Origin of the sequence: Paenibacillus durus (assembly GCF_000756615.1) — a bacterium.
Taxonomy (GTDB): Bacteria; Bacillota; Bacilli; order Paenibacillales; family Paenibacillaceae; genus Paenibacillus_AQ; species Paenibacillus_AQ durus.
The window spans coordinates 3,536,231-3,560,816 of sequence record NZ_CP009288.1 but is presented as its reverse complement, the minus strand read 5'-3'; the positions used below and the strand labels follow the sequence as shown (position 1 = coordinate 3,560,816).

The 24,586-nt window shown below is 53.6% G+C and carries 21 protein-coding genes; 15 read left to right on the top strand and 6 right to left on the bottom strand.

The genetic code is table 11. The annotated features are described in order from the left end of the window. Positions 1 to 23: 23 nt before the first annotated feature. The 3 genes from PDUR_RS15065 (at position 24) to PDUR_RS29850 (ending at position 3,610) form a co-directional block, all read left to right on the top strand. The gene (locus PDUR_RS15065; RefSeq protein WP_042206978.1) at positions 24 to 1,580 is read left to right on the top strand and encodes an ABC-F family ATP-binding cassette domain-containing protein; all 1,557 of its coding nucleotides are present in this window, start codon (positions 24 to 26) and stop codon (positions 1,578 to 1,580) included. A 103-nt stretch (positions 1,581 to 1,683) separates the two neighbouring features. Next, on the top strand, positions 1,684 to 2,754 hold the full coding sequence (locus tag PDUR_RS15060) for a ThiF family adenylyltransferase (RefSeq protein ID WP_042206977.1): 1,071 nt from the start codon (positions 1,684 to 1,686) through the stop codon (positions 2,752 to 2,754). Positions 2,755 to 2,866: 112 nt separating this feature from the next. Beyond that, positions 2,867 to 3,610, top strand: a complete 744-nt coding sequence (locus tag PDUR_RS29850; protein WP_052410242.1) for a winged helix-turn-helix domain-containing protein — start codon at positions 2,867 to 2,869, stop codon at positions 3,608 to 3,610. Between the two features lie 32 nt (positions 3,611 to 3,642). Here the strand turns inward: PDUR_RS29850 and PDUR_RS15050 are convergent, their stop codons facing one another. Both PDUR_RS15050 and PDUR_RS15045 read right to left on the bottom strand, forming a co-directional pair. Further along, a complete protein-coding gene (locus tag PDUR_RS15050) occupies positions 3,643 to 4,146 on the bottom strand; it encodes a C40 family peptidase (protein WP_042206976.1) in 504 nt (167 codons plus the stop codon). Positions 4,147 to 4,428: 282 nt separating this feature from the next. Beyond that, positions 4,429 to 5,070: a thiamine diphosphokinase gene (locus tag PDUR_RS15045; RefSeq protein ID WP_042206975.1), complete on the bottom strand. Its 642-nt coding sequence runs from the start codon at positions 5,068 to 5,070 to the stop codon at positions 4,429 to 4,431. A gap of 179 nt (positions 5,071 to 5,249) precedes the next feature. On the opposite strand from PDUR_RS15045, the gene PDUR_RS15040 reads away from it, so the two are divergent. Then, entirely contained in the window at positions 5,250 to 5,720 is a 471-nt protein-coding gene (locus PDUR_RS15040) for a low molecular weight protein-tyrosine-phosphatase (RefSeq protein ID WP_042209409.1), read from the top strand. Between the two features lie 105 nt (positions 5,721 to 5,825). Here PDUR_RS15040 and PDUR_RS15035 read toward each other — a convergent pair whose 3' ends face one another. Beyond that, positions 5,826 to 6,557 (bottom strand): alpha/beta hydrolase, encoded by a 732-nt coding sequence (locus PDUR_RS15035; RefSeq protein ID WP_042206974.1) that lies wholly within the window; start codon positions 6,555 to 6,557, stop codon positions 5,826 to 5,828. A 268-nt stretch (positions 6,558 to 6,825) separates the two neighbouring features. On the opposite strand from PDUR_RS15035, the gene pdhA reads away from it, so the two are divergent. The 9 genes from pdhA to PDUR_RS14990 all read left to right on the top strand — a co-directional run bounded on the left by pdhA (position 6,826) and on the right by PDUR_RS14990 (position 19,990). Then, positions 6,826 to 7,893 carry a pyruvate dehydrogenase (acetyl-transferring) E1 component subunit alpha gene (gene pdhA, locus PDUR_RS15030; protein ID WP_042206973.1) on the top strand — a complete coding sequence of 356 codons (1,068 nt, stop codon included), beginning with the start codon at positions 6,826 to 6,828 and terminating at the stop codon, positions 7,891 to 7,893. Positions 7,894 to 7,908: 15 nt separating this feature from the next. Further along, complete coding sequence (locus PDUR_RS15025) at positions 7,909 to 8,886, top strand: alpha-ketoacid dehydrogenase subunit beta (protein ID WP_042206972.1); 978 nt, start codon at positions 7,909 to 7,911, stop codon at positions 8,884 to 8,886. 31 nt (positions 8,887 to 8,917) lie between these two features. Next, positions 8,918 to 10,255, top strand: a complete 1,338-nt coding sequence (locus PDUR_RS15020) for a dihydrolipoamide acetyltransferase family protein (RefSeq protein ID WP_042206971.1) — start codon at positions 8,918 to 8,920, stop codon at positions 10,253 to 10,255. A 3-nt stretch (positions 10,256 to 10,258) separates the two neighbouring features. Next, positions 10,259 to 11,674: a dihydrolipoyl dehydrogenase gene (gene lpdA, locus PDUR_RS15015; RefSeq protein ID WP_042206970.1), complete on the top strand. Its 1,416-nt coding sequence runs from the start codon at positions 10,259 to 10,261 to the stop codon at positions 11,672 to 11,674. Between the two features lie 258 nt (positions 11,675 to 11,932). Next, positions 11,933 to 12,727: a thymidylate synthase gene (thyA, locus tag PDUR_RS15010; RefSeq protein WP_042206969.1), complete on the top strand. Its 795-nt coding sequence runs from the start codon at positions 11,933 to 11,935 to the stop codon at positions 12,725 to 12,727. A gap of 53 nt (positions 12,728 to 12,780) precedes the next feature. After that, positions 12,781 to 13,272 carry a dihydrofolate reductase gene (locus PDUR_RS15005; protein ID WP_042206968.1) on the top strand — a complete coding sequence of 164 codons (492 nt, stop codon included), beginning with the start codon at positions 12,781 to 12,783 and terminating at the stop codon, positions 13,270 to 13,272. A gap of 261 nt (positions 13,273 to 13,533) precedes the next feature. Further along, positions 13,534 to 15,021 carry a glutamate synthase subunit beta gene (locus PDUR_RS15000; RefSeq protein ID WP_042206967.1) on the top strand — a complete coding sequence of 496 codons (1,488 nt, stop codon included), beginning with the start codon at positions 13,534 to 13,536 and terminating at the stop codon, positions 15,019 to 15,021. Between the two features lie 430 nt (positions 15,022 to 15,451). Further along, positions 15,452 to 17,227 carry a proline--tRNA ligase gene (locus PDUR_RS14995; RefSeq protein WP_042206966.1) on the top strand — a complete coding sequence of 592 codons (1,776 nt, stop codon included), beginning with the start codon at positions 15,452 to 15,454 and terminating at the stop codon, positions 17,225 to 17,227. Positions 17,228 to 17,497: 270 nt separating this feature from the next. Next, a complete protein-coding gene (locus PDUR_RS14990) occupies positions 17,498 to 19,990 on the top strand; it encodes a type IA DNA topoisomerase (protein ID WP_042206965.1) in 2,493 nt (830 codons plus the stop codon). Between the two features lie 677 nt (positions 19,991 to 20,667). On the opposite strand, the gene PDUR_RS14985 is transcribed toward PDUR_RS14990, so the two are convergent. The 3 genes from PDUR_RS14985 to PDUR_RS14975 all read right to left on the bottom strand — a co-directional run bounded on the left by PDUR_RS14985 (position 20,668) and on the right by PDUR_RS14975 (position 23,264). Then, entirely contained in the window at positions 20,668 to 21,402 is a 735-nt protein-coding gene (locus PDUR_RS14985) for a DsbA family protein (protein ID WP_042206964.1), read from the bottom strand. A 99-nt stretch (positions 21,403 to 21,501) separates the two neighbouring features. Next, positions 21,502 to 22,260, bottom strand: a complete 759-nt coding sequence (locus PDUR_RS14980) for an HAD family hydrolase (RefSeq protein ID WP_042206963.1) — start codon at positions 22,258 to 22,260, stop codon at positions 21,502 to 21,504. 86 nt (positions 22,261 to 22,346) lie between these two features. Further along, positions 22,347 to 23,264, bottom strand: coding sequence for an ArsR/SmtB family transcription factor (locus PDUR_RS14975; RefSeq protein WP_042206962.1), 918 nt, complete (start codon positions 23,262 to 23,264; stop codon positions 22,347 to 22,349). Between the two features lie 378 nt (positions 23,265 to 23,642). Here PDUR_RS14975 and PDUR_RS14970 point away from each other — a divergent pair, with 378 nt between their 5' ends. Both PDUR_RS14970 and PDUR_RS29180 read left to right on the top strand, forming a co-directional pair. Beyond that, positions 23,643 to 24,371 (top strand): phosphonate ABC transporter ATP-binding protein, encoded by a 729-nt coding sequence (locus PDUR_RS14970; RefSeq protein ID WP_042206961.1) that lies wholly within the window; start codon positions 23,643 to 23,645, stop codon positions 24,369 to 24,371. A 30-nt stretch (positions 24,372 to 24,401) separates the two neighbouring features. Further along, a complete protein-coding gene (locus tag PDUR_RS29180; protein ID WP_169744874.1) occupies positions 24,402 to 24,572 on the top strand; it encodes a hypothetical protein in 171 nt (56 codons plus the stop codon). Positions 24,573 to 24,586 lie beyond the last annotated feature (14 nt).

Here is a 24,586-nt window from a genome sequence, read left to right as displayed (position 1 = left end):
AGATAGGAGCTTGCGGAGAATTTATGAGTTTACTTACTGTAGAGGACGTTGCCCACAATTTCGGGGACCGTCAGTTGTTCAAGAATGTATCGTTCCGGCTGCTCGCGGGCGAGCATGTCGGTCTGGTGGGTGCGAACGGCGTCGGCAAGTCGACGCTGATGAATATTTTGACGGGCAAACTGCTGAAAGACAGCGGTAAGGTGGAATGGACCCCGAAGATCCGCTATGGCTACCTGGACCAGCACACCGTTCTGACGCCGGGCAAGACGATCCGCGATGTGCTGAAGGATGCGTTCTTGCCGCTGCTTGAGCTGGAGCAGGAAATGATGGGCATCACCGAGAAAATGGCCGACGCCTCGCCGGAAGAGCTGGAGCTCTTGCTTGAGCAGATGGGCGAAATCCAGGAGCAGCTTGATATTGGCGACTTCTATTTAATCGACGTTAAGGTGGAGGAGATGGGCAACGGTCTCGGGCTGTCCGCGATCGGACTGGACCGGGACGTGGCGAGCCTTAGCGGCGGACAACGGACAAAGGTGCTGCTGGCCAAATTGTTGCTGGAGAAACCGAACGTACTGCTGCTTGACGAGCCGACCAACTATCTCGATGTGGAGCATATCGACTGGCTGACCAATTATTTGAAGCAGTATCCGTATGCATTCATTCTGATTTCCCATGACACGGAGTTCATGAACAAGGTCGTCGATGTCGTCTATCATCTGGAATTTGCGAAGATGACGCGCTATACGGCCAATTATGAGAAATTCCTGGATATGGCGTACATCAATAAGACGCAGCATATCGAAGCTTACGAGAAGCAGCAGGAATTTATTAAAAAGCAAGAGGATTTCATCCAGCGCAACAAAGCGCGGTACTCGACTTCGGGACGGGCGAAGAGCCGGGAGAAGCAGCTTGATCGTCTGGAACGGATCGACAAGCCGGAAGAAGCTGTCAAGCCTACGTTCCAGTTCAAAGAGAGCCGGGCAAGCGGCAAGACGGTATTTGAAGGCATTGACTTCGAGATCGGTTATGACCGCCCGCTGCTTCCAAACAAGCTCAACATGATAATCGAGCGCGGCGACAAGATCGCTATCGTTGGCTGTAACGGAGTCGGCAAATCAACGCTGCTGAAGACGATTCTGGGCGTTATTCCGGCGCTGAGCGGGAAGACCTACCGGGGCGACTTCCTGCACCCCGCTTATTTCCAGCAGGAGGTAAAGGCCGGCAACATTACGCCGATCGATGATGTCTGGAATGAGTTCTCGAGTCTGAATCAGCATGAAGTCCGGGCCCATCTGGCTCGCTGCGGGCTGAAGAACGAGCATATTACCCGTCCGCTGAACATGCTGAGCGGGGGAGAGCAGGCAAAGGTCCGGCTGTGCAAGCTGCTCATGCGCGAGAGCAACTGGGTTCTGTTCGACGAACCGACGAATCACCTGGACGTTGTGGCGAAGGATGAGCTGAAGCGGGCGCTCAAGGAGTATAAAGGCACCGTTCTGCTCGTTTCCCACGAACCCGATTTCTACGAAGATTGGGTAACCAAAACGTGGAACGTGGAGCAGTGGTCCACACAATCCGTCTAGCACTCGCTAATGCTTTGCCCAGAATTTAATCGAAAAGTCCGGGAGACGGCGACAAGGCGCCGTGTTTCCCGGACTTTTGAATATAGGAAGGGGACATACCGGGATGGAGAAAGATCAAGAAAAAGAAAACACGGCTTCCTCGGCCGCCGGAAGAGAAGGGCGGTACTCCCGCCAGGTGCGGTTTGCGCCGTTCGGCGCGGAGGGCCAGCGGAAGCTGGCGGAATCGAGCGTGCTTGTCGTTGGAGCGGGAGCGCTCGGTACGGGCATTGCCGAGACGCTGGTCCGCTGCGGAGTCGGACGAGTTGTCATTGCCGACCGGGATTATGTGGAATGGAGCAATCTGCAGCGTCAGCAATTGTACACGGAGGAAGACGCCGAGCGCCGCATACCGAAAGCAGCGGCGGCCAAAGCAAGGCTGTCGGCGATTAACTCCGAAGTGACGGTGGAGAGTCATATTATGGACGTTCGCGCGGAGGAGCTGGAGGCGCTCGTGCCTGGGATCGATCTCATTATGGATGGTACGGATAATTTCGATACCCGGCTTATCCTCAACGATATTGCGCAGAAGCATGGCATTCCGTGGATATACGGCGCCTGCGTGGCAAGCTACGGAGTCACTTATACATTCATTCCCGGCGAGACGCCATGCCTCAACTGCCTGCTCGGTACCGTTCCGCTTGGCGGGGATACCTGCGATACGGCGGGCATTCTGCCGCAAGCCGTGCAGATGGTCACATCGAACGCAACGGCCGAGGCGCTTAAGCTGCTGGGCGGGCGCAAGGAGCAGCTCCGCCGGAAGCTGCTCACATTTGACATCTGGCGCAATGAGTATCAGGAAATCGGCGTCGGCGCCGCCCGCAAGGAGCACTGTCCTTCATGCGGCAAAGACCCGGTGTATCCGTATTTGTCCGCAGCGAACACGGAGCGCAGCGACGTGCTCTGCGGGCGGAATACGGTGCAGATTCGTCCTGCGGTCCGAGGCTCGATCTCGCTTCCCGACACCGCGAGCAGGCTGTCTAGGCTGGGACTGGGCAAGGTGGACATCAATCCGTATCTTGTCTCCTTCAATGACGGGGATTACCGGGTCGTCGTATTTGGGGATGGGAGAGCGCTTGTTCACGGAACGAATGACATATCGGCGGCGAGGAGCGTTTATCACCGATATTTTGGATAATCAAGCAAACACGGCCATCCGCTCGGGAATGGCCGTGTTTTTTTAGGGAAATCTAGACCTATGCTGCGCCGGAGATCAATGCAGGCTTAGCCGGCGGATATGGGGGATTTCCATGGATGAAATAATCATTTGGTTCTTCCCTGAAGGGAAGGAGGGACGCGATTTTCAAGGCTCAGCGCAAAAAACGGTTAACGAACGGGCATCAATCGAACGCGCGCTCCATGATACGGGACTGACCGTAGTGAGATTTACGGATGCAGAGAGCCTTCGGGACCGCCTTGGACAGCGGGATGCCGCATTGCTCTTAGCGGAGATCCCGGAAGGCGGGCAATGGGAAGCCTGGAATACGGTGGCAAGCGTCCGGGAGAACGGCAAATATCTCCCGGTCCTGGTCATTTCCGGCCTGCGAGGCGGAGATGCGGCCGAAGCCGCATTCCAAGCGGGAGCCAACGACTATATGGCTTATCCGCTGCATCCCGGCGAGCTTCGGTGCCGCATCGAGAATCTGCTGACGCTGACGAGCAGGCGGCGAGCGAGCGGTACGCTGAAACTTGACGGTCTGACGCTTGAGCCGTCCCGGCGGCGGGCCGTCCGCGACGGCCGGGATTTGCAGCTTACCGCCAAAGAATTCGCGCTGCTCTATTACTTGGTTGCCAACAGCGGCGAGATTTGCTCGCGGGAGAATATTTTACGTCACGTATGGGGATACCATTTTCACGCCGATACCAATGTGACGGACGTGTATATCCGCCATCTTAGGTTAAAGGTGGATAAGGGTCACCGCCAGAAGCTGATCCACACGGTCCGCGGCGCAGGTTATGTAGTAAAGGCGCCAGAAATGGCGCCATATACGTAAGTTTATACGGTTAGATAGCAGGTAGCGATCAATTACAGAACGCGGCGTGCTTTCAAATACGTTCTTTTCCAGTTGCCGGAGTTCAGGTCGGAAATCGTAACACCCGGAGAGCCGTAGGTATGCAGAATTTTTCCGCCCCCAGCGTATACCGCCACGTGAGTTACGTTTCTGCCGTTAGCGCGGCTGCCACTGGAGAAGAATACGAGATCGCCTGCGCGAAGATTGGCTTTAGAGACGGCTCTGCCCACATTGGATTGCTTGACGGAAGTGCGGGGCAGGTCGATGCCATATTTGCCGAAAATATATTTGGTAAAGGAAGAACAGTCAAAGTATCGGGTCGTCTTTGTGGTGACGCCGAATTTATAAGGGGTTCCCATATATTGTTTGCCTAAGCTGACAATTTTCGTACCTGTTGTCGACACCGATGCGGCTTGTGCGGTCGGTGTTGCTTCTCCGCTCGCCATGACTCCGCCAAATCCGATGGCTGTACATACCCCAACAACAAGTACTTTTTTGATGAGTGCTGCTTTATTCATGTAATAGTACCTCCAAAGATGTTTGTCCAAGTAGTTGTCTTGGCTAGTTCGTAGTATAACAGCTTTGAAACAGCCTAAAATTTGGATGGATGGGCTCAAAGTCATAGCGGACCGAAAGTGTAAGCGTTATATTAAAATTGCATTAAAAGTTACAAAAAATTAATCTTCACAAATCCCTATAGACAAAAAAAGACGGATAAACCCTTGTAGTTAAAGGGAATCCGCCTTTTAAGGAATGGCTATTAAAGTTACAAAGATGTCTTTAATTTTACGAAATTCAGCTTAGTCTTTACTCTGAATAATAAGCAGAAGTCCGCTCAGGATCGTAACGGTCCCTGTAGGCGCAACCAGCCGGTTGCTGATTCCGAGAGATTGGCCCAGCTTAAGCGTTGCGTTGGTTAATGGATATTGAAAACCCTCGAGTGTAATCCCAGTGACTTCCGGAGTCACGGGCAGCAGGGAAACATAAGTATAGCCCCGTTCCTGTATAGTGGCCTGGGAGCCGGTAATGGTGACATAATTATTGAGATCCATGACCGAGCAGCGGATCTGGCGCTGAAGTACCCGAGTCATCATCTGGATGCTGGCTAGGGTATGATCAAGCCGTGTGCCGGTAACACCGAAGAGCAGAATGTCCTCAGGCTGCTGTTCAAGAGCAAGATCCAATGCAAGCTCGCTGTCGGTTAAATCTTTATCAACGGGGTCGCAGGCAATCACTCTTGGGACCTGTTCTTCAATCCGCTTGAATTCTTCCGGAGAGATGGAGTCGAAATCGCCTACGGCAATATCGGGAATAACGCCGTGAGTAACAAGAAACAGCGCTCCGCGATCGGCGCCGATAATGAAATCATCTTTGTCCAGCTCCCGTAAAAACAGCTCGGATAGCTCACCGCCGGCAAAAATGACGGTTCTTCGCGCAGGCATCACAAACCTCCTTCCGCTTTGATGCAAAGTTTTTTGTAATCCTGACCTAGTATAAAACACAATGAAAGGTTGTACAATTGGGGGTGGCGAAGATAAAATGGGTAAGGTGCCTCTCGGGGCGCAGCCTGGACAAGGTATGAAGAGGCCGGAAAATGCTGAATAATCAGGGGGTAGAAACTATGCTGCATGTGCTGTTTGTTTGCCTGGGGAATATTTGCCGTTCTCCTATGGCGGAAGCGGTCCTAAGGGACAAGATCGTGAAGGAAGGCCTGGAACAAAAGATATCTGTGGATTCCGCCGGTACCGGCGACTGGCATATCGGGAAACCGCCGCACGAGGGGACAAGACGAATGCTGGACCTGTACGGTATCAGCTATGAAGGAATGGCTGCGAGGAGAGTAAGCAGCGAAGACTTCGGTAAATTCGACTATATCATCTGCATGGACAACTCAAACGCAGCCAATGTGCGTAAACTGCCAGGAGCACAGGATGCGAAGCTCATGTGCTTTATGGATTTGCTGCCGGACGAAGAGCATAGGGAAGTGCCGGACCCTTATTTTACAGGCAACTTTGAAGAAGTGTATGAACTGGTTGATGCGGGCTGCGGGGTTTTGCTGGATAAGCTGAAACAAGATCTGTCATTAAAGTAGAGAAGAGGGCTATGGTTCTCTTCCTTCGCCCTCTTATGAAAGCGTAATCATTAGGCCGATAGAATTGTAAGAAATTGTTCACCATTTTGGGCATTCAAGTCCTGTTCAAGTGTTTAAAAAATACAATAGCGATTCCGGCAGCTCCTTCTGCCAAAAGCCCCACAAATGGCGTCCGTCCTTCTCCCGGTAATCCACCTTGGCGCCGCGATCCACAAGCAGCTTCTTCGCATCCCGGTTGAGCTGCACAAAATCATAAACACCCGTGTCGGTCTTATAATCTCTTTCCTGGAGGCCCACAACCATGTTGATCTCAAGCCACGAAAGATCGGTTTCGTCCTCAATCCATTCCAGTGTGAGAGGATAGAACGCGCCTGAAAGGCTGAGCACGCGGGTGAATAGCTCAGGGTAACGGAGGGCAAGGTGGAGCGAGACGCTTCCCCCGAGCGAATCTCCGGCGACAATTCTTTCGTTCGGCGAACGGCGGACTGGATAATTTTGCTCGACATAGGGGATAATTTCTTCGGCAAAGCAGGCAAGGTACTGGTCGAACCGGGCGCCAAAAGGTGCGTATTCCTGGGTTCTGACGGCAACGTTCACTTCAACTCCAACAATGATGAAAGGATCTACGTCTCCTTCTAGAATCAGCTTGCCCGCTATGGTGGCGATTCGGCCGAAGTTAAAAAACTCCTCGCCGTCCTGGCAGTAGACCACAGGATAGCTGAGCAGCTCGTTATAGCCTGGAGGAAGATATATGCGCAGCTTGCGGTCCTCTTGCAGGCGTTCACTCCAAAGGGTATGTTTTACAATTGTACGTTTCAGAAAAACAGAGTCATCCATGTTACATCAGGCACCTTTCCTGTCGGATTTTGCAATGCTCACGCCAATAAGTTACAATGAGAATTGTGTTAAAAATCATTTACATGTTGAAAAACTGCATTTCTGTTATACAAAATATACAGCCTTGTTATACATACAAAGTTTGCGTAGGTGTAAATTTAATGCGTAATTCTTTGACGAAATTAACGAAACAGGTGTATAATAATTCTATAACAGAGGCAGGCAATATTCAAATTGTTATTCAAATTTTTTTGCTGAGGTGAAGATAATGAGTAAAGTTCCTTACGAGGTATATACAGAGGACGTAGAGGCTCTTACGGTCCTTTCTCCGGCTGGAGAAGTGATCAATAAAGATAAAATGCCCGCTCTTACCGATGATCAATTAAAAGAAATTGCTTACCGCATGATTTTCACCCGTACTTGGGATGATCGTGCTGTTAACCTGGGCCGTCAAGGCCGTCTCGGCTTCTATGCCCCGACTTCCGGACAGGAAGCGACAATGGTCGGCAGTGAATTCGCTCTTGAGAAGGAAGACTTCATCTGCCCGGGCTACCGCGATATTCCGCAGCTTGTCTGGCATGGTCTGCCTCTGCATCAGGCGTTCCTGTACTCCCGCGGCCACCAGCACGGCGGTGAAATCCCTGAGGATGTCAGCGTACTGCCTCCGCAGATCATCATTGGCGCTCAAATTCTGCATGCCACCGGCATTGCCATGGGCTTTAAATTGAAGAATCAGAAGAATGTCGCCATTACCTACACAGGTGACGGAGGCTCCTCCGAAGGCGATTTCTACGAAGGTCTTAACTTTGCGGGACGCTTCAAGCTGCCGGTCATTTTCTTTGTGCAAAATAACGGCTACGCCATCACAACGCCGTTCGCCAAGCAAACCGCTTCCAAGTCGATCGCCCATAAAGCGGTTGCTGCCGGCATTACCGGCGTAAAAGTAGACGGAATGGATATTTTTGCGGTCATTCAAGCCGTCAAAGAAGCCGCCGAGCGCGCACGTAACGGAGAAGGGCCTACCCTGATCGAAGCCGTTACCTACCGTTTCCGTCCGCACTCTCTGTCCGACGACGCCAGCAAATACCGCACCAAAGAGGAAGAGGGCGAGTGGAACGAGAAAGACCCGATTGCCCGTGTGGTTAAATATTTGGAGTCCAAAGGCCTGTGGAGCGATGAAGATACGCAGCGCGTGAAGGACGAAGCGAAGGCGAAAGTGAACGAAGAAATCAAGCTTGCGGAAAAAACCGAGAAAATGACGATCTCCGGCCTGATCGACAGCATGTTCGAAACGACGCCGAAAGATCTTGAAGAGCAAAAAGCCGATTTTGAATAAGGAGGAGTACTGGCTATGGCACAAATGAATATGAAAGAAGCGATTCGCGACGCGATGCGCGTCGAATTAAAACGTGATCCGAACGTCCTGATCTTCGGCGAAGACGTCGGCCATGTAGGCGGCGTATTTCGGGCGACGGAAGGATTGCAGAGTGAGTTCGGCGAGGAGCGCGTATTTGATACCCCGCTGGCGGAATCCGCTATTGGCGGTCTTGCTGTGGGCCTTGGCGTACAAGGTTTCCGGCCGATTGCCGAGATCCAGTTCGTCGGCTTTATTTTTGAAGCGCTGGACCAAATGGTTATTCAGGCGGCCCGTCTGCGCTACCGTACCGGCGGCAAATACAACGCTCCGATCGTCTTCCGTACGCCGTTTGGCGGCGGCGTCAAGGCGGCCGAGCTGCACACCGACTCCCTGGAAGGCCTGATTGCCCAGAGTCCCGGCATCAAAGTCGTCGTTCCTTCGAACCCTTATGACGCGAAGGGCCTGCTGATCGCGGCTATCCGCGACAATGACCCGGTATTTTTCATGGAGCATTTGAACCTGTATCATGCTTTCCGTACAGAGGTCCCGGAAGGCGACTATACCGTTGAAATCGGCAAGGCCAACGTCGTTCGCGAAGGCTCCGATGTTACGATTATCGCTTACGGCTTGATGGTACATACGGCCACCAAGGCTGCCGATGAACTTGAGAAGAGCGGCATCAAGGCTGAAATTATTGACCTGCGCACCGTCAGCCCGATCGACATCGATACGATTGTGGAATCCGTGAAGAAGACGAACCGCGCCATTGTGGTGCAGGAAGCGCAAAAGAGCGCCGGCGTCGCCGCCGAAGTCATTGCGCAGATCAACGAGAAGGCGATTCTCCACCTTGAAGCTCCCGTTCTGCGGATTACAGGACCGGACACGGTATATCCGTTCGCCCAAATCGAAGATACCTGGCTGCCGAATCCCGCCCGCATCATTGCCGGCGTGAAGAAAGTTCTGGAATTTTAATCGTTATTTCTTATAGAGGAGGTTTTCGATCGTGACAAAATTCAACTACCCGTTCCCCGAGCTGGGCGAAGGCCTGCACGAAGGCGAAATCATCAAGATGCACATCAAGGCCGGGGATAAAGTGACCGACGAAGACATTATTATGGAAGTGCAGAACGACAAAGCGGTCGTCGAAGTTCCTTGTCCTGTTAACGGAACCGTTCTGGAAGTGCTGGCAAAGGACGGCGACGTGTTCCGCGTAGGCCAGACTGTTGCGGTTATCGACGCTGAAGGCGATATTCCGGAGCAGGAAGGCGGTCATGCCGAGGAGCAGAGCGCGCAGGAAGCCGATTCGGCCAAAGGCAGCGCGGACACGGCTTCGTCTCCGGCTGCAGCCAGTCCTGCGGACGCGAAAGCGGGCGAAGCTGGCGGCGCAGAAGCCGTTCCGGCGCCGGACCGCGACGTTCTGGCTACGCCGAGCGTACGCAAATTCGCCCGTGACAACAGCGTGGACATCTCCAAGGTGAATGGCAGCGGCAAAAACGGCAAGATCACCCGCGAGGACGTCGAAGCGTTCCTGAGCGGCGGCCAGGCAGTGGCACCCGCAGCAGTGGAAGCGGCCTCCGAAGCGGCGCCAGCAGAGAAAGCGGCGGCTCCGGCAGCAGCAGCGGCTGTAGGCAATGTGAGTCTCGAGGAAGAGCGCGTACCGTTCAAGGGCATCCGCAAAGCGATTGCGAACGCCATGGTCAAATCGGCTTATACCGCTCCGCACGTGACGATTATGGACGAAGTGGATGTAACCGAGCTGGTCGCATTCCGCACACGCATGAAGCCTGTCGCCGAGAAGAAGGGCGTGAAGGTAACCTATCTTCCGTTTATCGTCAAAGCGCTTGTTGCGGCTTCCCGTCAATTCCCGGCGCTTAATGCGACCATTGACGAAGAAGCGAATGAAATTGTGTACAAGAAGTACTACAACATCGGTATCGCTACCGATACGGAGAACGGCCTGATCGTTCCGGTGATCAAGGATGCCGACCGCAAGAGCATCTGGATGATCGCATCGGCGATCAGCGATCTGGCCGCGCGCGGCCGTGAAGGCAAGCTGAGCCCGAACGAAATGAAGGGAAGCACGATTTCCATCACGAACATCGGCTCCGCCGGTGGCATGTTCTTTACGCCGATCATCAACTTCCCTGAAGTGGCCATCCTCGGAACGGGCCGCATCAGCGAGAAGCCGGTTGTGAAGAACGGCGAGATCGTCGCCGCTCCGGTCATGGCTCTTTCCTTAAGCTTCGACCATCGCATTATCGACGGCGCAACCGCGCAGAACTTTATGAACTACATTAAATCGCTGCTCGCAAATCCGGAGCTGCTGGTTATGGAGGTGTAAGATATGGTAGTGGGAGACGCTTCACTCGATATTGATACATTGGTTATTGGTGCAGGTCCTGGCGGATATGTGGCGGCCATCCGGGCTGCCCAGCTTGGACAAAAGGTACTCATCGTGGATAAATCCGAAGTCGGCGGCGTATGTCTGAACCGCGGATGTATCCCGTCCAAAGCGCTGATCTCGGCGGCTCACCAGTATGAATCCGCCAAGCATGGCGAAGCGTTCGGGGTTAGCGCCGAGAACGTGAAGGTGGACTTCACCAAGACGCAGGAGTTTAAGACCAGCGTCGTCAAGAAGCTGACCGGCGGCGTCGCCAGTCTGCTGAAAGGCAACAAGGTTGAAGTGTTTAACGGTGAATGCATGTTCATCAGCACAACGGAAGCGCGCGTATTTAACGACCATGAATCGCCGCGTTACCGCTTCAAGAACTGCATTATCGCGACCGGCTCCCGTCCGATCGAGCTTAAGCCTTTCCCGTTCGGCGGACGTATTCTGTCCTCCACCGAGGCGCTTGAGCTGCCGGAAATTCCGAAGAGCCTGATCGTCATCGGCGGCGGCTACATCGGCGCCGAGCTCGGCCAAATGTACTCCAAGTTCGGCACCAAAGTTACGATTATCGAAGGCATGGATACCGTACTGCCGGGCTTCGACAAAGACATGACCCGTCTTGTAGCCAAGAGCATGGCTAAGACCGGCATCGAGATCGTAACGAATGCCAAAGCGGAAAGCGCCGTGCAGACGGACAACGAAGTAACCGTGAAATATTCCGTTAGCGGCGAGTCCAAGGAAGTAACGGCTGAGTACCTGCTCGTAACCGTAGGCCGCCGTCCGAACACGGATGGAGAGCTTGGTCTTGACCTGATCGGCGTCGAGCTGGATGAGCGCGGACTGATCAAGGTCGACCATCAGGGCCGCACCAACATCCCGAACATCTTCGCCATCGGCGACATAGTGCCGGGCCTTGCGCTGGCCCACAAGGCTTCCTACGAAGGCAAGGTTGCCGCCGAAGCGATTGCGGGACATAAATCCGCTGTCGACTATAAAGTGATTCCGGCCGTCGTGTTTACCGATCCGGAATGCTCGAGCGTCGGCCTGACGGAGAAAGAAGCGAAGGATAAAGGCTTCAAAGTGAAATCCGGCAAATTCCCGTTTGCGGGCAACGGCCGCGCCCTGTCCCTGAATAATGCGGACGGCTTCATCAAGATTGTCGCGAACGAAGAGAACAATATCGTGCTCGGCGCGCAAATCGTCGGTATCGAAGCTTCGAACCTGATCGCCGAGCTTGGTCTGGCTATCGAAATGGGCGCTACGCTTGAAGATATCTCGCTGACCATCCACGGCCACCCGACACTGGGGGAAGTCGTAATGGAAGCGGCAGAACTGGTCGAAGGACATCCGATTCATGTGCTGACCCGCTAATTATACGAACTAGAAAGCTTGCATAGGCAAGCTGGCAGAATAGGGCGAAGACGCATAAGCGTTTTCGCCCTTTTTTCTAATAGCGCCTGCTATCTGCTTTCTATTTCTGTGTGAAACGGTCACCGCTCTGGAAGAATGGAGAAGCTGTCGCTGCTTATACATGGCGGATGCTGTCCTTTTCTATAGTTTGGTATGTTACATGGGGACGTAAGTCATGGTAGAATTAGAAGAGAATATGAATGGAGGAGCGTTGAAGGCTTGCGTAAATATTTAGATCTGCTGCAGGATGTATTGGATCATGGAGCCCGCAAGAGCGACCGTACGGGAACGGGAACGATATCCGTATTCGGCCGCCAGTTGCGGTTCGATCTAGCGGAAGGATTTCCGCTGATGACGACCAAACGGATTCATCTGAAATCGGTGGTGCATGAGCTTCTTTGGTTTCTGAAAGGCGAAACGAATATCGCTTATTTGAAAGAAAATGGCGTTACCATATGGGACGAGTGGGCGGATGAGAACGGAGAGCTGGGACCGGTATACGGCTCACAGTGGCGTGCATGGGAAAGCGCGGACGGTCGCCATATCGACCAGATTTCAAGCGTGATCGATTCGATCAAGAACAACCCGGATTCACGCAGGCATATCGTAAGCGCCTGGAATGTGGGCGAGATTGATCAAATGAAGCTGCCGCCCTGCCACTTCGTCTTTCAGTTCTATGTAGCGGACGGCAAACTATCCTGCATGCTGACGATGCGTTCGGTGGATGCGTTTCTCGGGCTGCCGTTCAATATTGCCAGCTACGCCCTGCTGACGCATATGGTTGCCCAGCAGACAGGGCTTGAGCCGGGAGAGTTTATTTGGTCCGGCGGGGATGTGCACATTTATACAAATCATCTGGAGCAGGTGGCGACTCAGCTCTCGAGGGAGCCTTACGAACTGCCCAAGCTTGTCATTCGCCGAAAACCGGATAGCATCTTCGACTATACCTTCGATGATTTTGAGTTTGAAGGATACCGTTACCATCCGGGAATCAAAGCACCTGTCGCCGTATAGCAGACATTCCATTCGCAGATCTCATAACTGCATGCGAGGAGGGAAGCATAACGATGAGCATTAGCTTAATTTGGGCTATGGCCGAGGACGGAGTCATAGGCAAAGACGGCGGCATGCCTTGGCGGCTGCCCCGGGATTTCGCGTTCTTCAAGGCGGAGACGATGGGCAAGACGATGCTGATGGGACGGAAAACCTGGGATTCCTTAGGAGGCAAAGCGCTTCCGGGAAGAAAGAGCGTTATTCTGACCCGGGACGAAACCTTCACACCCGAAGGGGCGGAAGCCGTGAACAGTTTGGAGGAGGCTCTTGAACTTGGCCGCGGGCAGGATGAGCTGATGGTGATCGGCGGTGCGGAAGTGTACCGGATGACGCTGCCTTTTGCCGATAAGCTGATTGTTACCCGGATCGAAGAGTCTTTTGAAGGCGATACATTTTTTCCTGAAACGGACTGGAGCAAGTGGCGGGAAGTATCCAGCACGCAGGGCATCCGCGATGAGAAAAATCCGTATGATTACCGGTTTGTCGTGTACGAACGTACGGAATAATCGGCGGCCCTAATCTCTTCACGCTGAGGCTGATCAGCCTGCTTATCTGACATAACATGTGAAAAAAGTACAAACAATCAGCAAATTAGTCCATTAACGTGCGAAAGTTAAGGATGCTAATATAATTAAAATTAGAACTTTTAGGCCCATTAATTAATGTACAAGAACCTCTGTGCGCTAAAGTGAATCCCGCCTGAATGCCGCAATATGTTCGAAATGTACTGAACCAACAAGAATAGAACGGATGGGGGAATCGAAAATATGTCTACACCAACTGGATTTATGGAATATAAAAGACAGCTTCCGGGCGACCGCGATCCCGAGCAGCGGGTTAAGGACTGGGAGGAGTTCCACGACCATCTGTCCGAAGATGAACTGCGGACTCAGGGCGCGCGCTGCATGGACTGCGGAACACCTTACTGTCATACCGGAATCGATATGGCCGGCGGCACTTCGGGCTGTCCGGTGCATAATCTTATTCCCGAATGGAACAATCTCGTATACCGGGGATTGTGGAAGGAAGCGCTGGAGCGTCTGCATAAGACCAATAACTTTCCGGAATTTACCGGGAGCATCTGTCCGGCTCCATGCGAGGGCTCTTGTACGGTCGGCCTGATCGGACAGCCGGTCACGATCAAGACGATCGAGCTGGCCATTATCGATAAAGGCTTTGAAGAGGGCTGGGTCGTTCCGGAGCCTCCGGAGAAGCGTACGGGCAAAAAAGTCGCGATTGTCGGCTCCGGACCTGCCGGACTCGCGGCGGCGGCGCAGCTTAACAGAGCGGGCCATTTGGTTACCGTCTACGAGCGCAGCGACCGGGTCGGCGGACTCTTGACCTACGGCATTCCGACAATGAAGCTCGACAAGCGCGTCGTGCAGCGCCGCGTCGACCTGCTGGCGGCTGAGGGCGTAAATTTTGTTGTAAACACGGAGATCGGCAAGGATATTCCGGCACAGCAGCTGGTTGACGAGTACGATGCCGTCGTGCTGTGCGGCGGTGCGACCAAGGCGCGTAAGTTCACCACTGAAGGCAGTGATCTGAACGGCGTGATGTACGCCATGGATTATCTGAACGGCACGATCAAGAGCTGCCTGAATTCGGGACTTACGGACGGCAACTTCGTGTCTGCGGAAGGCAAAGACGTTATTGTGCTTGGCGGCGGCGACACCGGTTCCGACTGTGTAGCTACGGCGCTGCGTCACGGCTGCAAGAGCATTACCCAGTTCGGTACGCATGACAAGGCCCCACTCGAGCGCGACCCGATTGCGAACCCTTGGCCGCAGTTCCCGAATGTATATACGCTGGACTACGCCCAGCAGGAAGCGAAGGCGGTATTCGGCCATGACCCGCGTGAATTCTCGATTATGACGACGAAATTCGTCGGCGACGAGAACGGCAACCTTAAAGAGCTGCATACGGTGAACATCCACCGGACGGTTGATGAGACGGGCCGTAAAATTTATCAGCCAATTCCCGGCACCGAAGCGGTCTATCCGGCGCAGCTGGCGCTGATCGCCATCGGTTTTGACGGACCGGAGCAGGGGCTGGTCCAAGAACTGAAGCTGGAGACTGACCGCCGCACGAACGTAAAGGCCAGCTACGGCAAATTTAACACCAATGTTGAAAAAGTATTCGCCGCCGGAGACATGCGCCGCGGACAAAGCCTGGTTGTCTGGGCGATCAACGAAGGACGCGCCGCTGCCCGTGAGGTGGACAAATATTTGACGGGCTCAACCATTCTGCCGTAAGCCTGCCTCTTGACTAAGCTGCCGAAATTATGTAAATTAGTTGAAATTACAATTGATGATTCAGCAGCTATGACCGAGGAAGGCAGTTGCACCAGCCCCGTTGGTACAGAAAGGGAACTCACCGGCTGAGAGGTTCCCCGAAACGTCAGCCTGCCCCCCGCCCCGGTAGCTGCAGCGAAGAAGCGCTGGAGGCCATATGTTTCATCCCCTGAGGGGCATGGAACATATGCTTAATAAGTTCTCATACGGATAGACGGCAGTGTCTGCCGAATCCATATTGAGTGCTCCAGGCGTGAAACGCTGCCGGTCTGCGGCCGTTATCCGCTTTGAGGATCGTTCGCCTATATTGGCCTACGATTGAAATAGGGTGGTATCACGACACATTCGTCCCTGACGAATGTGTCTTTATTTTTTTCAAGGGGGAATAAGGATGCGACAAAGCCAGATATTACTGAACACTTTACGGGAGCGGCCTTCGGAGGCGGACACGGAAGGTCACGGGCTGCTGCTGCGCGGCGGCTACATCCGGCAGCTTGCCGCCGGAATTTACAGCTATCTTCCCTTGGGCCGCCGCATTCTGCACAAAATCGAGGGGATTGTCCGGGAGGAGATGGAACGCGCCGGCGTTCAGGAAGTGATGATGCCCTCTATGCAGCCGGCGGAGCTGTGGATGGAATCGGGGCGCTACGGATCATACGGCAAAAATCTGATGACGGTAAACGACCGTCACGGACGGGAATTTATTCTTGGACCGACGCATGAAGAGGCCGTCACTTCCCTGATGAAGAACGAAGTGAGTTCCTACCGTAAGCTGCCGGTGAAGGTCTACCAGATCGGAACCAAATTCCGCGATGAAAAGCGGCCGCGCTTCGGGCTCCTGCGAGGGCGCGAATTCATCATGAAGGACGCCTATTCCTTTGACATCTCCGAGGAGGGACTGGATTTGTCCTACCGGACCATGTTCGTGGCGTACAACCGGATCTTCGCCCGCTGCGGGCTTCGCTTCAAGGCGGTGGAGGCGGATGCGGGCACGATCGGAGGAGACGGTGGCAGCCACGAGTTTATCGCACTCTCTGCAATTGGCGAGGATACGGTCGCTGTCTGCGATCATTGCGATTACGCGGCGAATCTGGAACAGGCCGAGACGGCTGCCTGGAACGGAGAAATAATCGGTTCCGGCGCTGCGGAGACCGATTCGGACACGCCGCAGGCGGATCGAGGCGGGGCTGCTGCTGAAGACGCGCCATTGCCAGAGAAATTCCATACGCCGGACATCCGCACCATTGACCAGCTTACAGCGGCATACAGCCTGAAGCCGGAGCAAATCATCAAGACGCTGATCTACAGGGTGGATGGCAACAGCATCGCGGTGCTTGTGCGGGGTGATCATGAGGTCAATGAGCTGAAGTTGGGCAAATATTTGGGAGCGGAGGACATCATGCTTGCGGATGACAGTACGGTAGCTGCGGCGGCGGGTGTGATCAGCGGTTATGTCGGACCGGTTGGACTTAAGCTGCCGGTGCTTGTCGATTATGCCGTCGAGGCAATGACGGAGGGTGTCGCGGGCGCCGGAGAACGGGACTATCATCTCCAGGGAGTCCGGCCCGGCCGCGATTTTCCGCTTACCCGTGTCGGAGATTTCCGCAATGCCGCCGAGGGAGACTCATGTCCGCGCTGCCGTGAAGGCCGCCTGACACTGCACCGCGGGATAGAAATCGGGCATGTGTTCAAGCTTGGAACCCGTTACAGCGGCAAGCTCTCGGCAACGTTTCTGGACGCTTCCGGCAGTGAACGGAGCATGATTATGGGCTGCTACGGTATAGGCATTTCCCGTCTGCTGGCGGCGGTTGCCGAGCAGAACGCCGGAGAAGGGGGAATTGCCTGGCCTGATGCGCTGGCGCCTTTTGAGGTGCAGATCATTATCGTTTCGATCAAGGACGAAGCACAGGCCGCGCTGGCGGAGAAGCTGTACGGCACGCTGAGAGAGCTTGGTCTTGAGGTGCTGCTGGATGACCGGGATGAGCGCCCTGGCGTTAAATTTAAAGACTCCGGGCTGATCGGTGCGCCGCAGGTCGTGGTGATCGGCAGGGAGGCGGCGCTTGAGAGAGTCGAATATGAAAATCGGCTCAGCGGTGTCAAGGAAACTCTCGGGTTTGATAAGGCCGTTTTGCGGATTAAGGAGCATGTTAAAAACAATCGGATCTGATGTATAATAGACTACTGGACCTTTTTACTATGTAAAATGAACTTAAGAGTCATAAGAGGCGGAGCGGCGAAGAGAAAGCTTGGAAGTGGAGGAGCGTCAGCGTTCGCCTTTGTTTTCGGATTTAAACCGCAAAACAGCGGTCCTAATCCAGGAAATCCGAAAACAACAGCGGCCGGAACTTCAAGCATTTCTCGCAGTCCGCGACAATTCTTATGTAAAACAAAAGTTTATTTTATACAACAGAGATTGATAGACAGGGAGCGATTGTTTTTGAAGACACTGATCATTGCGGAAAAACCGGATATGGGACGGAACATCGCCGCCGCAATTGACCCGAAAGCCAAAAATCACCGTTCCTACCTTGAAGGGGAGCAGTATATTATTACATGGGCCATCGGGCATCTGATCGAACTGGCGGAGCCCGAGGCATACGATCCGAAATACAAAAGGTGGAATATCGGCGACCTGCCGATCATCCCCGAGCAGTTCAAGCTCGTGCCGAACCGGAAGACCATTGATCAGCTTAAAGTGATCGGGGAACTCGCCAAGCGCAGCAATCTGCTGATTAACTCCTGTGACGCCGGGCGGGAGGGGCAGCATATTTTCTCGCTGATCCAGCGGCATTTGAAGCTGCAGCAGCCGGTAAAGCGCCTGTGGATCTCCGACCTTACGACCGAGACGATCCGCAAAGGCTTCCAGGAGCTAAAAGACGGGTCCGAGTATGACAACTTGACCAAAGCGGCGAAAGCCCGCAGCGAAGCCGACTGGCTGATCGGAATGAACGGCTCGCGGGCCTTTACCACAAGGCATAACGCGCTTCTGTCGGTCGGCCGGGTGCAGACGCCGGTCCTTGCTCTGATCTACGAACGGCAAAAGACGATCGAAGCCTTTTCCTCACTGAAATTTTTTCAGGTGGAGGGTCACTTTGTGCAGGGAGACACGTCTTACAAGGGCATGTGGCAGGGCGACCGCCTGACTGAAAAGGATAAAGCGGATGCGCTGGCCGCAAAGGTCAAAGGTAAGCCTGGGCGTATTGCCTCATACGAGGTCAAGGATACGAAAGAATATCCGAACAGGCTGTATGATCTGACGCTGCTGCAGCGTGAAGCGAACGGCAAATTCGGTTTTTCGGCCAAAAAAACGCTCGACACCGCCCAAGCGCTGTACGAGAAGCATAAAGTGATTTCGTACCCGAGGACGAATTCCAATTATGTAACCGAGCAGAATATTCCGGAGATGCACAAGACGCTGTCCTCGCTAACAGGAACGGCTTACGATGAATGGGTTCAAGGCGCGAACCGGAGCCTGGTGCACAAAGGCAATAAATTTGTCTGCAATCCGGCGAAGGTTGAGGATCATCATGCCATTCTGCCGACGGGGCGCAAAGCAGCGGGGCTCAGTCCAGACGAGCAGAAGCTGTACGATCTCATTGTCCGGCGGTTCCTGTCACAGTTCTATCCGGCTGCCGAATACAAGATGCATACTGTCCTCACCGAAGTGGAAGAAGAAACATTCAAGACGACGGTCAAAGAACTGCTGAGCCTTGGCTGGAAGGTCATTTATAATGATCAGAAGAAGGACAAGCCAAGAGGCGGCAGAGCCAAGGGCAAGGATGAAGAAGCGGAAGAAGAGACGGAGGTCAGCGAGCCTTTCTCCGTTGTTTCTGATGAGGGTGTTCACTGCGGTGATGCTATTGTGAAGGAGAAGGAGACGCAGCCGCCGAAGGCTTTCACGGAAGGCACTCTGCTGAAGGCCATGGAAAGCGCGGGCAAGCAGATCGAGGACGAGGAGCTGCGCGACGCAATGAAGGATTCGGGCCTCGGAACTCCGGCGACAAGGGCGGCGACAATCGAACGGCTCAAGAAGGTCGGATACATTGAAATGCAGGGCAAAAAGATTCTGATCACGCAAAAGGGACGGACTGCGATTGAGCTAATCCGTGGGGCAGGCGTCGAGCTGCTGACATCTCCAGAAATGACGGGCCACTGGGAGCGCCGCCTGAATGAAATCTCGCGCGGCACGGCTTCGGACCTGCAATTTATGGAGAATGTCAAGAAATTCGCAGCGATGATTGTCGATAAGGTGCGAGCGCAGTCAAGGGCCGACAAAATGTCCTTTGAAAGCTCTGAACCGGCATCAGGCAAGGGAGGGAAAGGAAGGGGCGGCACCCGGCGTTCAGGCGGCGGGAGGGACGGTTCCGGTGGTAGCAAAGGCGATGGTGACGCTTTCAGTGCGGATGGAGGCGGCAATTGGCAGAGTGGCGTTTCCGGGAAAGCGGGAGGCGAGTCCGGCGGAGCCGACAGGGGAGAGGCCGCCGGACGGTCCGTTCCAGCGGCATCGGACGCGGCCTCAGGCGAGAACGCTGTGGCGGCAGTGGCACCGAGCGAGAACGCAGCGGCGGCAGCCGCACCGGGCGGCAACGCTTCTCCAGGGCGTCGGAGCGTTGAGTCCGGTTCCGGTGCCAAGGAAGCCGCTGCTTCCCGGCCTGCTGCCCCCAAGTTCATCGGCACCTGCCCGCGTCCCGGCTGCGGCGGTCAAATCTTTATGGGACGCAAAGGGTATGGCTGCTCTCATTACAAGGAAGGCTGCGGATTTGTCATCTGGAAGGAAAGCTACGGCAGACAGCTTACCGACACCCAGATTAAGGCGCTTATCGAAAAAGGGCGCACCGCCAAGCTGAAGCTGATGCTTCCGGACGGTTCGGCTGCCGAAGGCAAGCTGACCCTCCGAAACACGGAAACGGGGGAGCTGGGGGTGGAATAGAGCGGCCAAAGAGACGCCGTGAGAGATGTTCAACGTTGGCGAGGGTAAGGGCTACGGAATTAACTGGACCCTTGGATAGCTCTAGATAGGTTCTTTTCAACTCTGCCTTGGGATCTTTAAAATGGGGCATGTCTGAACGGGAATTAGTCCCCTTTATATTCAATAAAAGACGGTTACCGGTCGATAAACCGGAAAATCTCCGGCTTATTGAACGCATTTTCTTGTTTTTCGCCAAATACGCCCGATTAAGCGGGAGGAATTCCCTCCCAGGCTTAGTTTTTAGCCATTCTTGCAGAGATAAGAGGGAGAAATTCCATCTCAGCCGGGGTGCGGACAGACCGGGGCACGAGCGCATCCTTCCGACGGAGAGGGGATTTGCCGTTTGCCGTAATGTGGTGAAAATTTCTGTATATCATTTTCCAATACAGACAATTTTCCACACTTGGGTTGACTATAGGGTGCAAGAAAAACAGCGATATTCCGGGGATTCAACGAATCTACAGGCAAAATCGTGAAAGGTAACAGGAATTCCTGGATTTACAGGTGGTACGTGCAATTCAGCCAAAATCTGCTTAAGGCCGACCGTAAAAATGATCACCAAAATAAAAATCAGCCAGTCTCCGGTTTCATGGTGACTGGCTGATTTAGTTAAGCTGCGGCTTGCCGATTTTCGCGGGTCAATTACCGCCCGCCAGTTGTCTGTCGATGGCGGCCGTCAAAGCCTCATACGAGGAACCTTTCAGAAGCGAACCGTTCACCATAAACTTGGGAGTGCCGTTAACGCCGTAGGAGCCGGCGATTTTGAAGTCCTCTTTTACGTCCAACATATAGGTCTGATTCTTGAGATCTTTCTCGAACTTAGCGTAATCGATACCGTCAATGTTGTCCTTCACGAAGTTCAGGATGAACTTCTCAGTGGCCCAAATCTTGCTCTCGTCCCCCTGATTATCGTACAGCTTGGTTACATATTCCCAGAATTTCTCGTTGCTCTGATGATAGATCGCTTCGCCTGCGCTGGCGGCCAGGTAGGAGTCACGGTCGATAAAGGCAAAGTTCATGAAGTAGTATTCGACCTTGCCGGTATCCACATAATCCTTGATGAACTGCTCCATGTAGGTTTGCGTCCATTTTTTGCAGGCGGGACATTTAAAATCGGCAAACTCGATCACCTTAACCTTGGCTTCCGGATTTCCGATCCGGGGCTGCTTCTCGTATTTGAGACCGTCAACCACGATCGTTCCCTTCACATCGGTGTAGTTGGGCAGATTACTCAAATCCGCAGCTTCTCCTGCTTGCCCCCTGGTCAGAACAAGACCGAGCGCGACCGCAAGGATAACGACCAGTCCTCCCAGCACCATAGGCAGCGCATATTGGTTTCCTGTCTTTTTCTTCTTATTCTGGCTGTTCTTCATGCATATCCTCCCGCCGAATGCTTAAATTCACTAAAATAGTATAATCATTTCGGCGGAGGGTTTTATATGCTATTTGTAACAGCGCATCCAAGCCGGCGATCAGCCGTGGCTTTTGTTCCGGCGCACAGCGGCTCCGCGAATGACGGGCACTACTTCATGGATGGAAGAAATTGTGATTAACGACTGCTGCATTTCGTGCTGAAGCTCGATCATATTGTACAGCCATTCGTTCTGCTGCTTCAGATAGACGCTCTTGACACCGGCGGTAATGGCCGGGAGCACATCGGTACGGAGAGAATTGCCAATCATCCAGGTGCGTTTTCGTTCAAAGGGTTGGCTGCTTAAAATCGCTTCCAGCGATTCCACATTTTTATGCTTCCGGATATAAATGCGGTCTTCAAAGTAGAGGTCCAGCTTCATCTGTTCGATCTTGCGCCGTTGTATCGAATGGTCTCCGCCTGTGTACAAATGCAATTGATGGCCGTCATGCTTCAGGTTGTCGAGCGTCTCGACCATGCCGGGATAGGCTTCGATTTCCTGATCGTATACGCTGAGACCAAGCTTCATTAGCTGTTCTTCCTGGAAACGATCGGCTGGCCGGTTATATTTTGCGCAGAAATAGCGGTAGGTAGCGATCAGCGACTTCGGAAAGTTGTCACTTGCGAGCCCGCTCATATTGACCGTCTCGACATCAATCTCCACTTGCTTGCGGCGGAGCTCTTCGGTTGTAGCTCCTTCTTCATTGAACCAGTCACTCATCATCTCGAAATACTGCCCCAGAATGAGGTCAAAATATTTGTTGCAGTGGACTAAAGTATCATCCAGGTCAAAGATCACCTGCTGAGTCCAATATTTCATATCACTCACTCCTTTGTTCGGCTTAAACGGGGTCCCTGGTCTAAAAAAGGCCCTATCCAAGCCAGTTCTGTATGATTGTAAGAGTATTATAATCGAATATACGATTCAAGGAACATCTGAAGTTCCGATGCGCCGTCGAGACGGATGCTGAACCGTTCGTTCTGCTCTTCCCGCAAATGGAGGCGCAGAAGTCCGGCTACCCGCAGCATCATCAGATGATGCATCAGAATGTCGCCCGACTGGCCGAGGTCGGATTGCATTTCCCAGAGCGACTTCGGCTCGTTGGCAAGATAGCGGAGCAGGCGAAGCCGCACCGGATCGGACAGCGCTTTGGTCATGCGGAGTAACAGGGTGGGCGGCTCATCTTCATTCTCCACGGGGACGTCCACGGGATACTGTACAAGCATCAGCTTTTTGTAAAAACAGTACGTGTTGATCGGCCGGTGATGCACCGTTGGCAGAAGCACGATTGTTTCCAGCTCGGGGATGTCCTCGATCACAAATCCGCCCGAGGCGTACTCGATCAGCGCTCCGGGGTCCATCTTGCTCTGCAGCAGCTTTTTCTCGGAAGCATCTTCAATAAGCAGAGGAAGCATTTTGGACTCGACATGCCGAAAGTACTGTTCATGCCAGAGCCGCAGCAGCGGTCCGTAGCCATCTTTGATTCGGCGGCACTCTTCCAGCGTGAACCCGGGAACGTAGGGGGCGGCGAGTTCAAACCATTCCTCCACGGTGGCGGACTCCATATCTTCAAGGAACAGCTGCACTTTGGCAGACGGTCCGTGGGTATAAGCCCAGCAGTAAAGAACGTCATAGTCTTCGAACGGCCATTCGGCGGCTTGCAGCAGCGCCGACACCTTTTGAGGGGGAATCCGACCGTCGAGGTCGCGCACCCACTCGGGTCCGATATCCAGATTGGAAATCCATTTTCGCGTTACATATAGCATGAAACTGTCCACCAGTTCATATACGGGCGACACGTCAATTTTCAATTCATATTCCATGAAACATGCAGTCCTCCCAGAAAATCACTCACTACTGATTATCTCTTGTTTGGTTTAGGGTTGTCCACTATAATGTTGTTTCTTATTATACTAAAAATATTAGGAGGATATCATCCGTGCCTTGACAGCGTCTTCGCTGAAGCCTTAATGGGGCTGCACTATATATCGGGTGCTATGCTTTGATGCTTGCCGCCGAACGAATGATGGGAGCCGCATAATGGGATTCCTTAATATCCTGTTCCTCTTCCTGGGGTTATTATTCTCGCCAAAATGGGAATTTTGAGGTAAGATAAGGGAACGAGTGATCGCATGGAATTTGTTCTTGCTTTTCAAGTACACTATATATGAAGTAGAACTGGGAACAGGAGAGACTGATTCATGATTATCGTGGAGCATTTAGCCAAGTCGATTGGACCGGAACAGACTCCGGTACTGAGAGATATAGGCTTTCGAATGGAATCTGGAGAACTGATCGGACTGCTCGGCGCGAGCGGGAGCGGCAAGACAACGCTGCTCCGGTGCCTGGCGCTGCGCGACAAGTGGGACAAAGGGAATTTCCGGGTGGATGGCACCGATATTCTACAGGGCGGCTTTGGCGGCAGAGTGAAAATCCGCCGTGAATGGGCGTTCCTGGAGCAGAACGCCCAGCTGAATCCGACCCGCACCGCTTTAAAGAACGTGCTGATTGGCCAAGCTGCCCAGACCCCTTTATGGCGGAGACTGACGGGAATGGTCCGTTCCGACGATTACATGGGAGCGATGGATGAACTGGAACGGATCGGCTTGCTGGACAAGGCCAAGATGAAGACAGGCCAACTCAGCGGCGGGGAGCGCCAGCGCGTTGCCATCGCCCGGGCGCTCGTCCACGGAGCCAAGGTCATTCTTGCCGATGAGCCGGTGACGGGGCTTGACCCGAAGTCGGCGCAGAGCATTATGGAGACGCTGCGGGAACTATGCAAGGAGAGCGGTCTTACGGTTGTCGCCATCATACCGCTTGAGCTTGCTGAACGCTACGCTACGCGCCTTTGGGTGCTGGACAATGGCAGGATTAGGCATGATGTCAGCGGACGCCGGCTTACCTCGCAGGAGCGGGCCGGATTATTATAGGCCGAAAGCTGCCGAATTCTGAAGAATGAAATGAGTGATCCAGTTGATTATACAAAGTATGCGGCGACCTCGTTCTCGTTCGCGGCGTTCCACCGCCGGTGTATCGGGCTTGCGCCGCACTTTCGCTGTCCCGGCGTTGCGGCGATTTGGCGCTGGTATCTTGGCGCTCTCGCTGCTATCGGGGTGCAGCTTTATCAGTGATCCCGTATCCAGGA

What these genes read in the sequence shown, in the direction of transcription:
- PDUR_RS15040 (WP_042209409.1), top strand. Translation starts at nt 5,250, where the DNA reads ATGCTGCATGTGCTGTTTGTTTGCCTGGGGAATATTTGCCGTTCTCCT.
- PDUR_RS29180 (WP_169744874.1), top strand. Translation starts at nt 24,402, where the DNA reads ATGAGTGATCCAGTTGATTATACAAAGTATGCGGCGACCTCGTTCTCG.
- PDUR_RS14970 (WP_042206961.1), top strand. Translation starts at nt 23,643, where the DNA reads ATGATTATCGTGGAGCATTTAGCCAAGTCGATTGGACCGGAACAGACT.
- PDUR_RS15000 (WP_042206967.1), top strand. Translation starts at nt 13,534, where the DNA reads ATGTCTACACCAACTGGATTTATGGAATATAAAAGACAGCTTCCGGGC.
- PDUR_RS14985 (WP_042206964.1), bottom strand. Translation starts at nt 21,402, where the DNA reads ATGAAGAACAGCCAGAATAAGAAGAAAAAGACAGGAAACCAATATGCG.
- pdhA (WP_042206973.1), top strand. Translation starts at nt 6,826, where the DNA reads ATGAGTAAAGTTCCTTACGAGGTATATACAGAGGACGTAGAGGCTCTT.
- PDUR_RS14975 (WP_042206962.1), bottom strand. Translation starts at nt 23,264, where the DNA reads ATGGAATATGAATTGAAAATTGACGTGTCGCCCGTATATGAACTGGTG.
- PDUR_RS14980 (WP_042206963.1), bottom strand. Translation starts at nt 22,260, where the DNA reads ATGAAATATTGGACTCAGCAGGTGATCTTTGACCTGGATGATACTTTA.
- PDUR_RS29850 (WP_052410242.1), top strand. Translation starts at nt 2,867, where the DNA reads ATGGATGAAATAATCATTTGGTTCTTCCCTGAAGGGAAGGAGGGACGC.
- lpdA (WP_042206970.1), top strand. Translation starts at nt 10,259, where the DNA reads ATGGTAGTGGGAGACGCTTCACTCGATATTGATACATTGGTTATTGGT.
- PDUR_RS14995 (WP_042206966.1), top strand. Translation starts at nt 15,452, where the DNA reads ATGCGACAAAGCCAGATATTACTGAACACTTTACGGGAGCGGCCTTCG.
- PDUR_RS15035 (WP_042206974.1), bottom strand. Translation starts at nt 6,557, where the DNA reads ATGGATGACTCTGTTTTTCTGAAACGTACAATTGTAAAACATACCCTT.
- PDUR_RS15005 (WP_042206968.1), top strand. Translation starts at nt 12,781, where the DNA reads ATGAGCATTAGCTTAATTTGGGCTATGGCCGAGGACGGAGTCATAGGC.
- PDUR_RS15060 (WP_042206977.1), top strand. Translation starts at nt 1,684, where the DNA reads ATGGAGAAAGATCAAGAAAAAGAAAACACGGCTTCCTCGGCCGCCGGA.
- PDUR_RS15050 (WP_042206976.1), bottom strand. Translation starts at nt 4,146, where the DNA reads ATGAATAAAGCAGCACTCATCAAAAAAGTACTTGTTGTTGGGGTATGT.
- PDUR_RS15025 (WP_042206972.1), top strand. Translation starts at nt 7,909, where the DNA reads ATGGCACAAATGAATATGAAAGAAGCGATTCGCGACGCGATGCGCGTC.
- PDUR_RS15045 (WP_042206975.1), bottom strand. Translation starts at nt 5,070, where the DNA reads ATGCCTGCGCGAAGAACCGTCATTTTTGCCGGCGGTGAGCTATCCGAG.
- PDUR_RS15065 (WP_042206978.1), top strand. Translation starts at nt 24, where the DNA reads ATGAGTTTACTTACTGTAGAGGACGTTGCCCACAATTTCGGGGACCGT.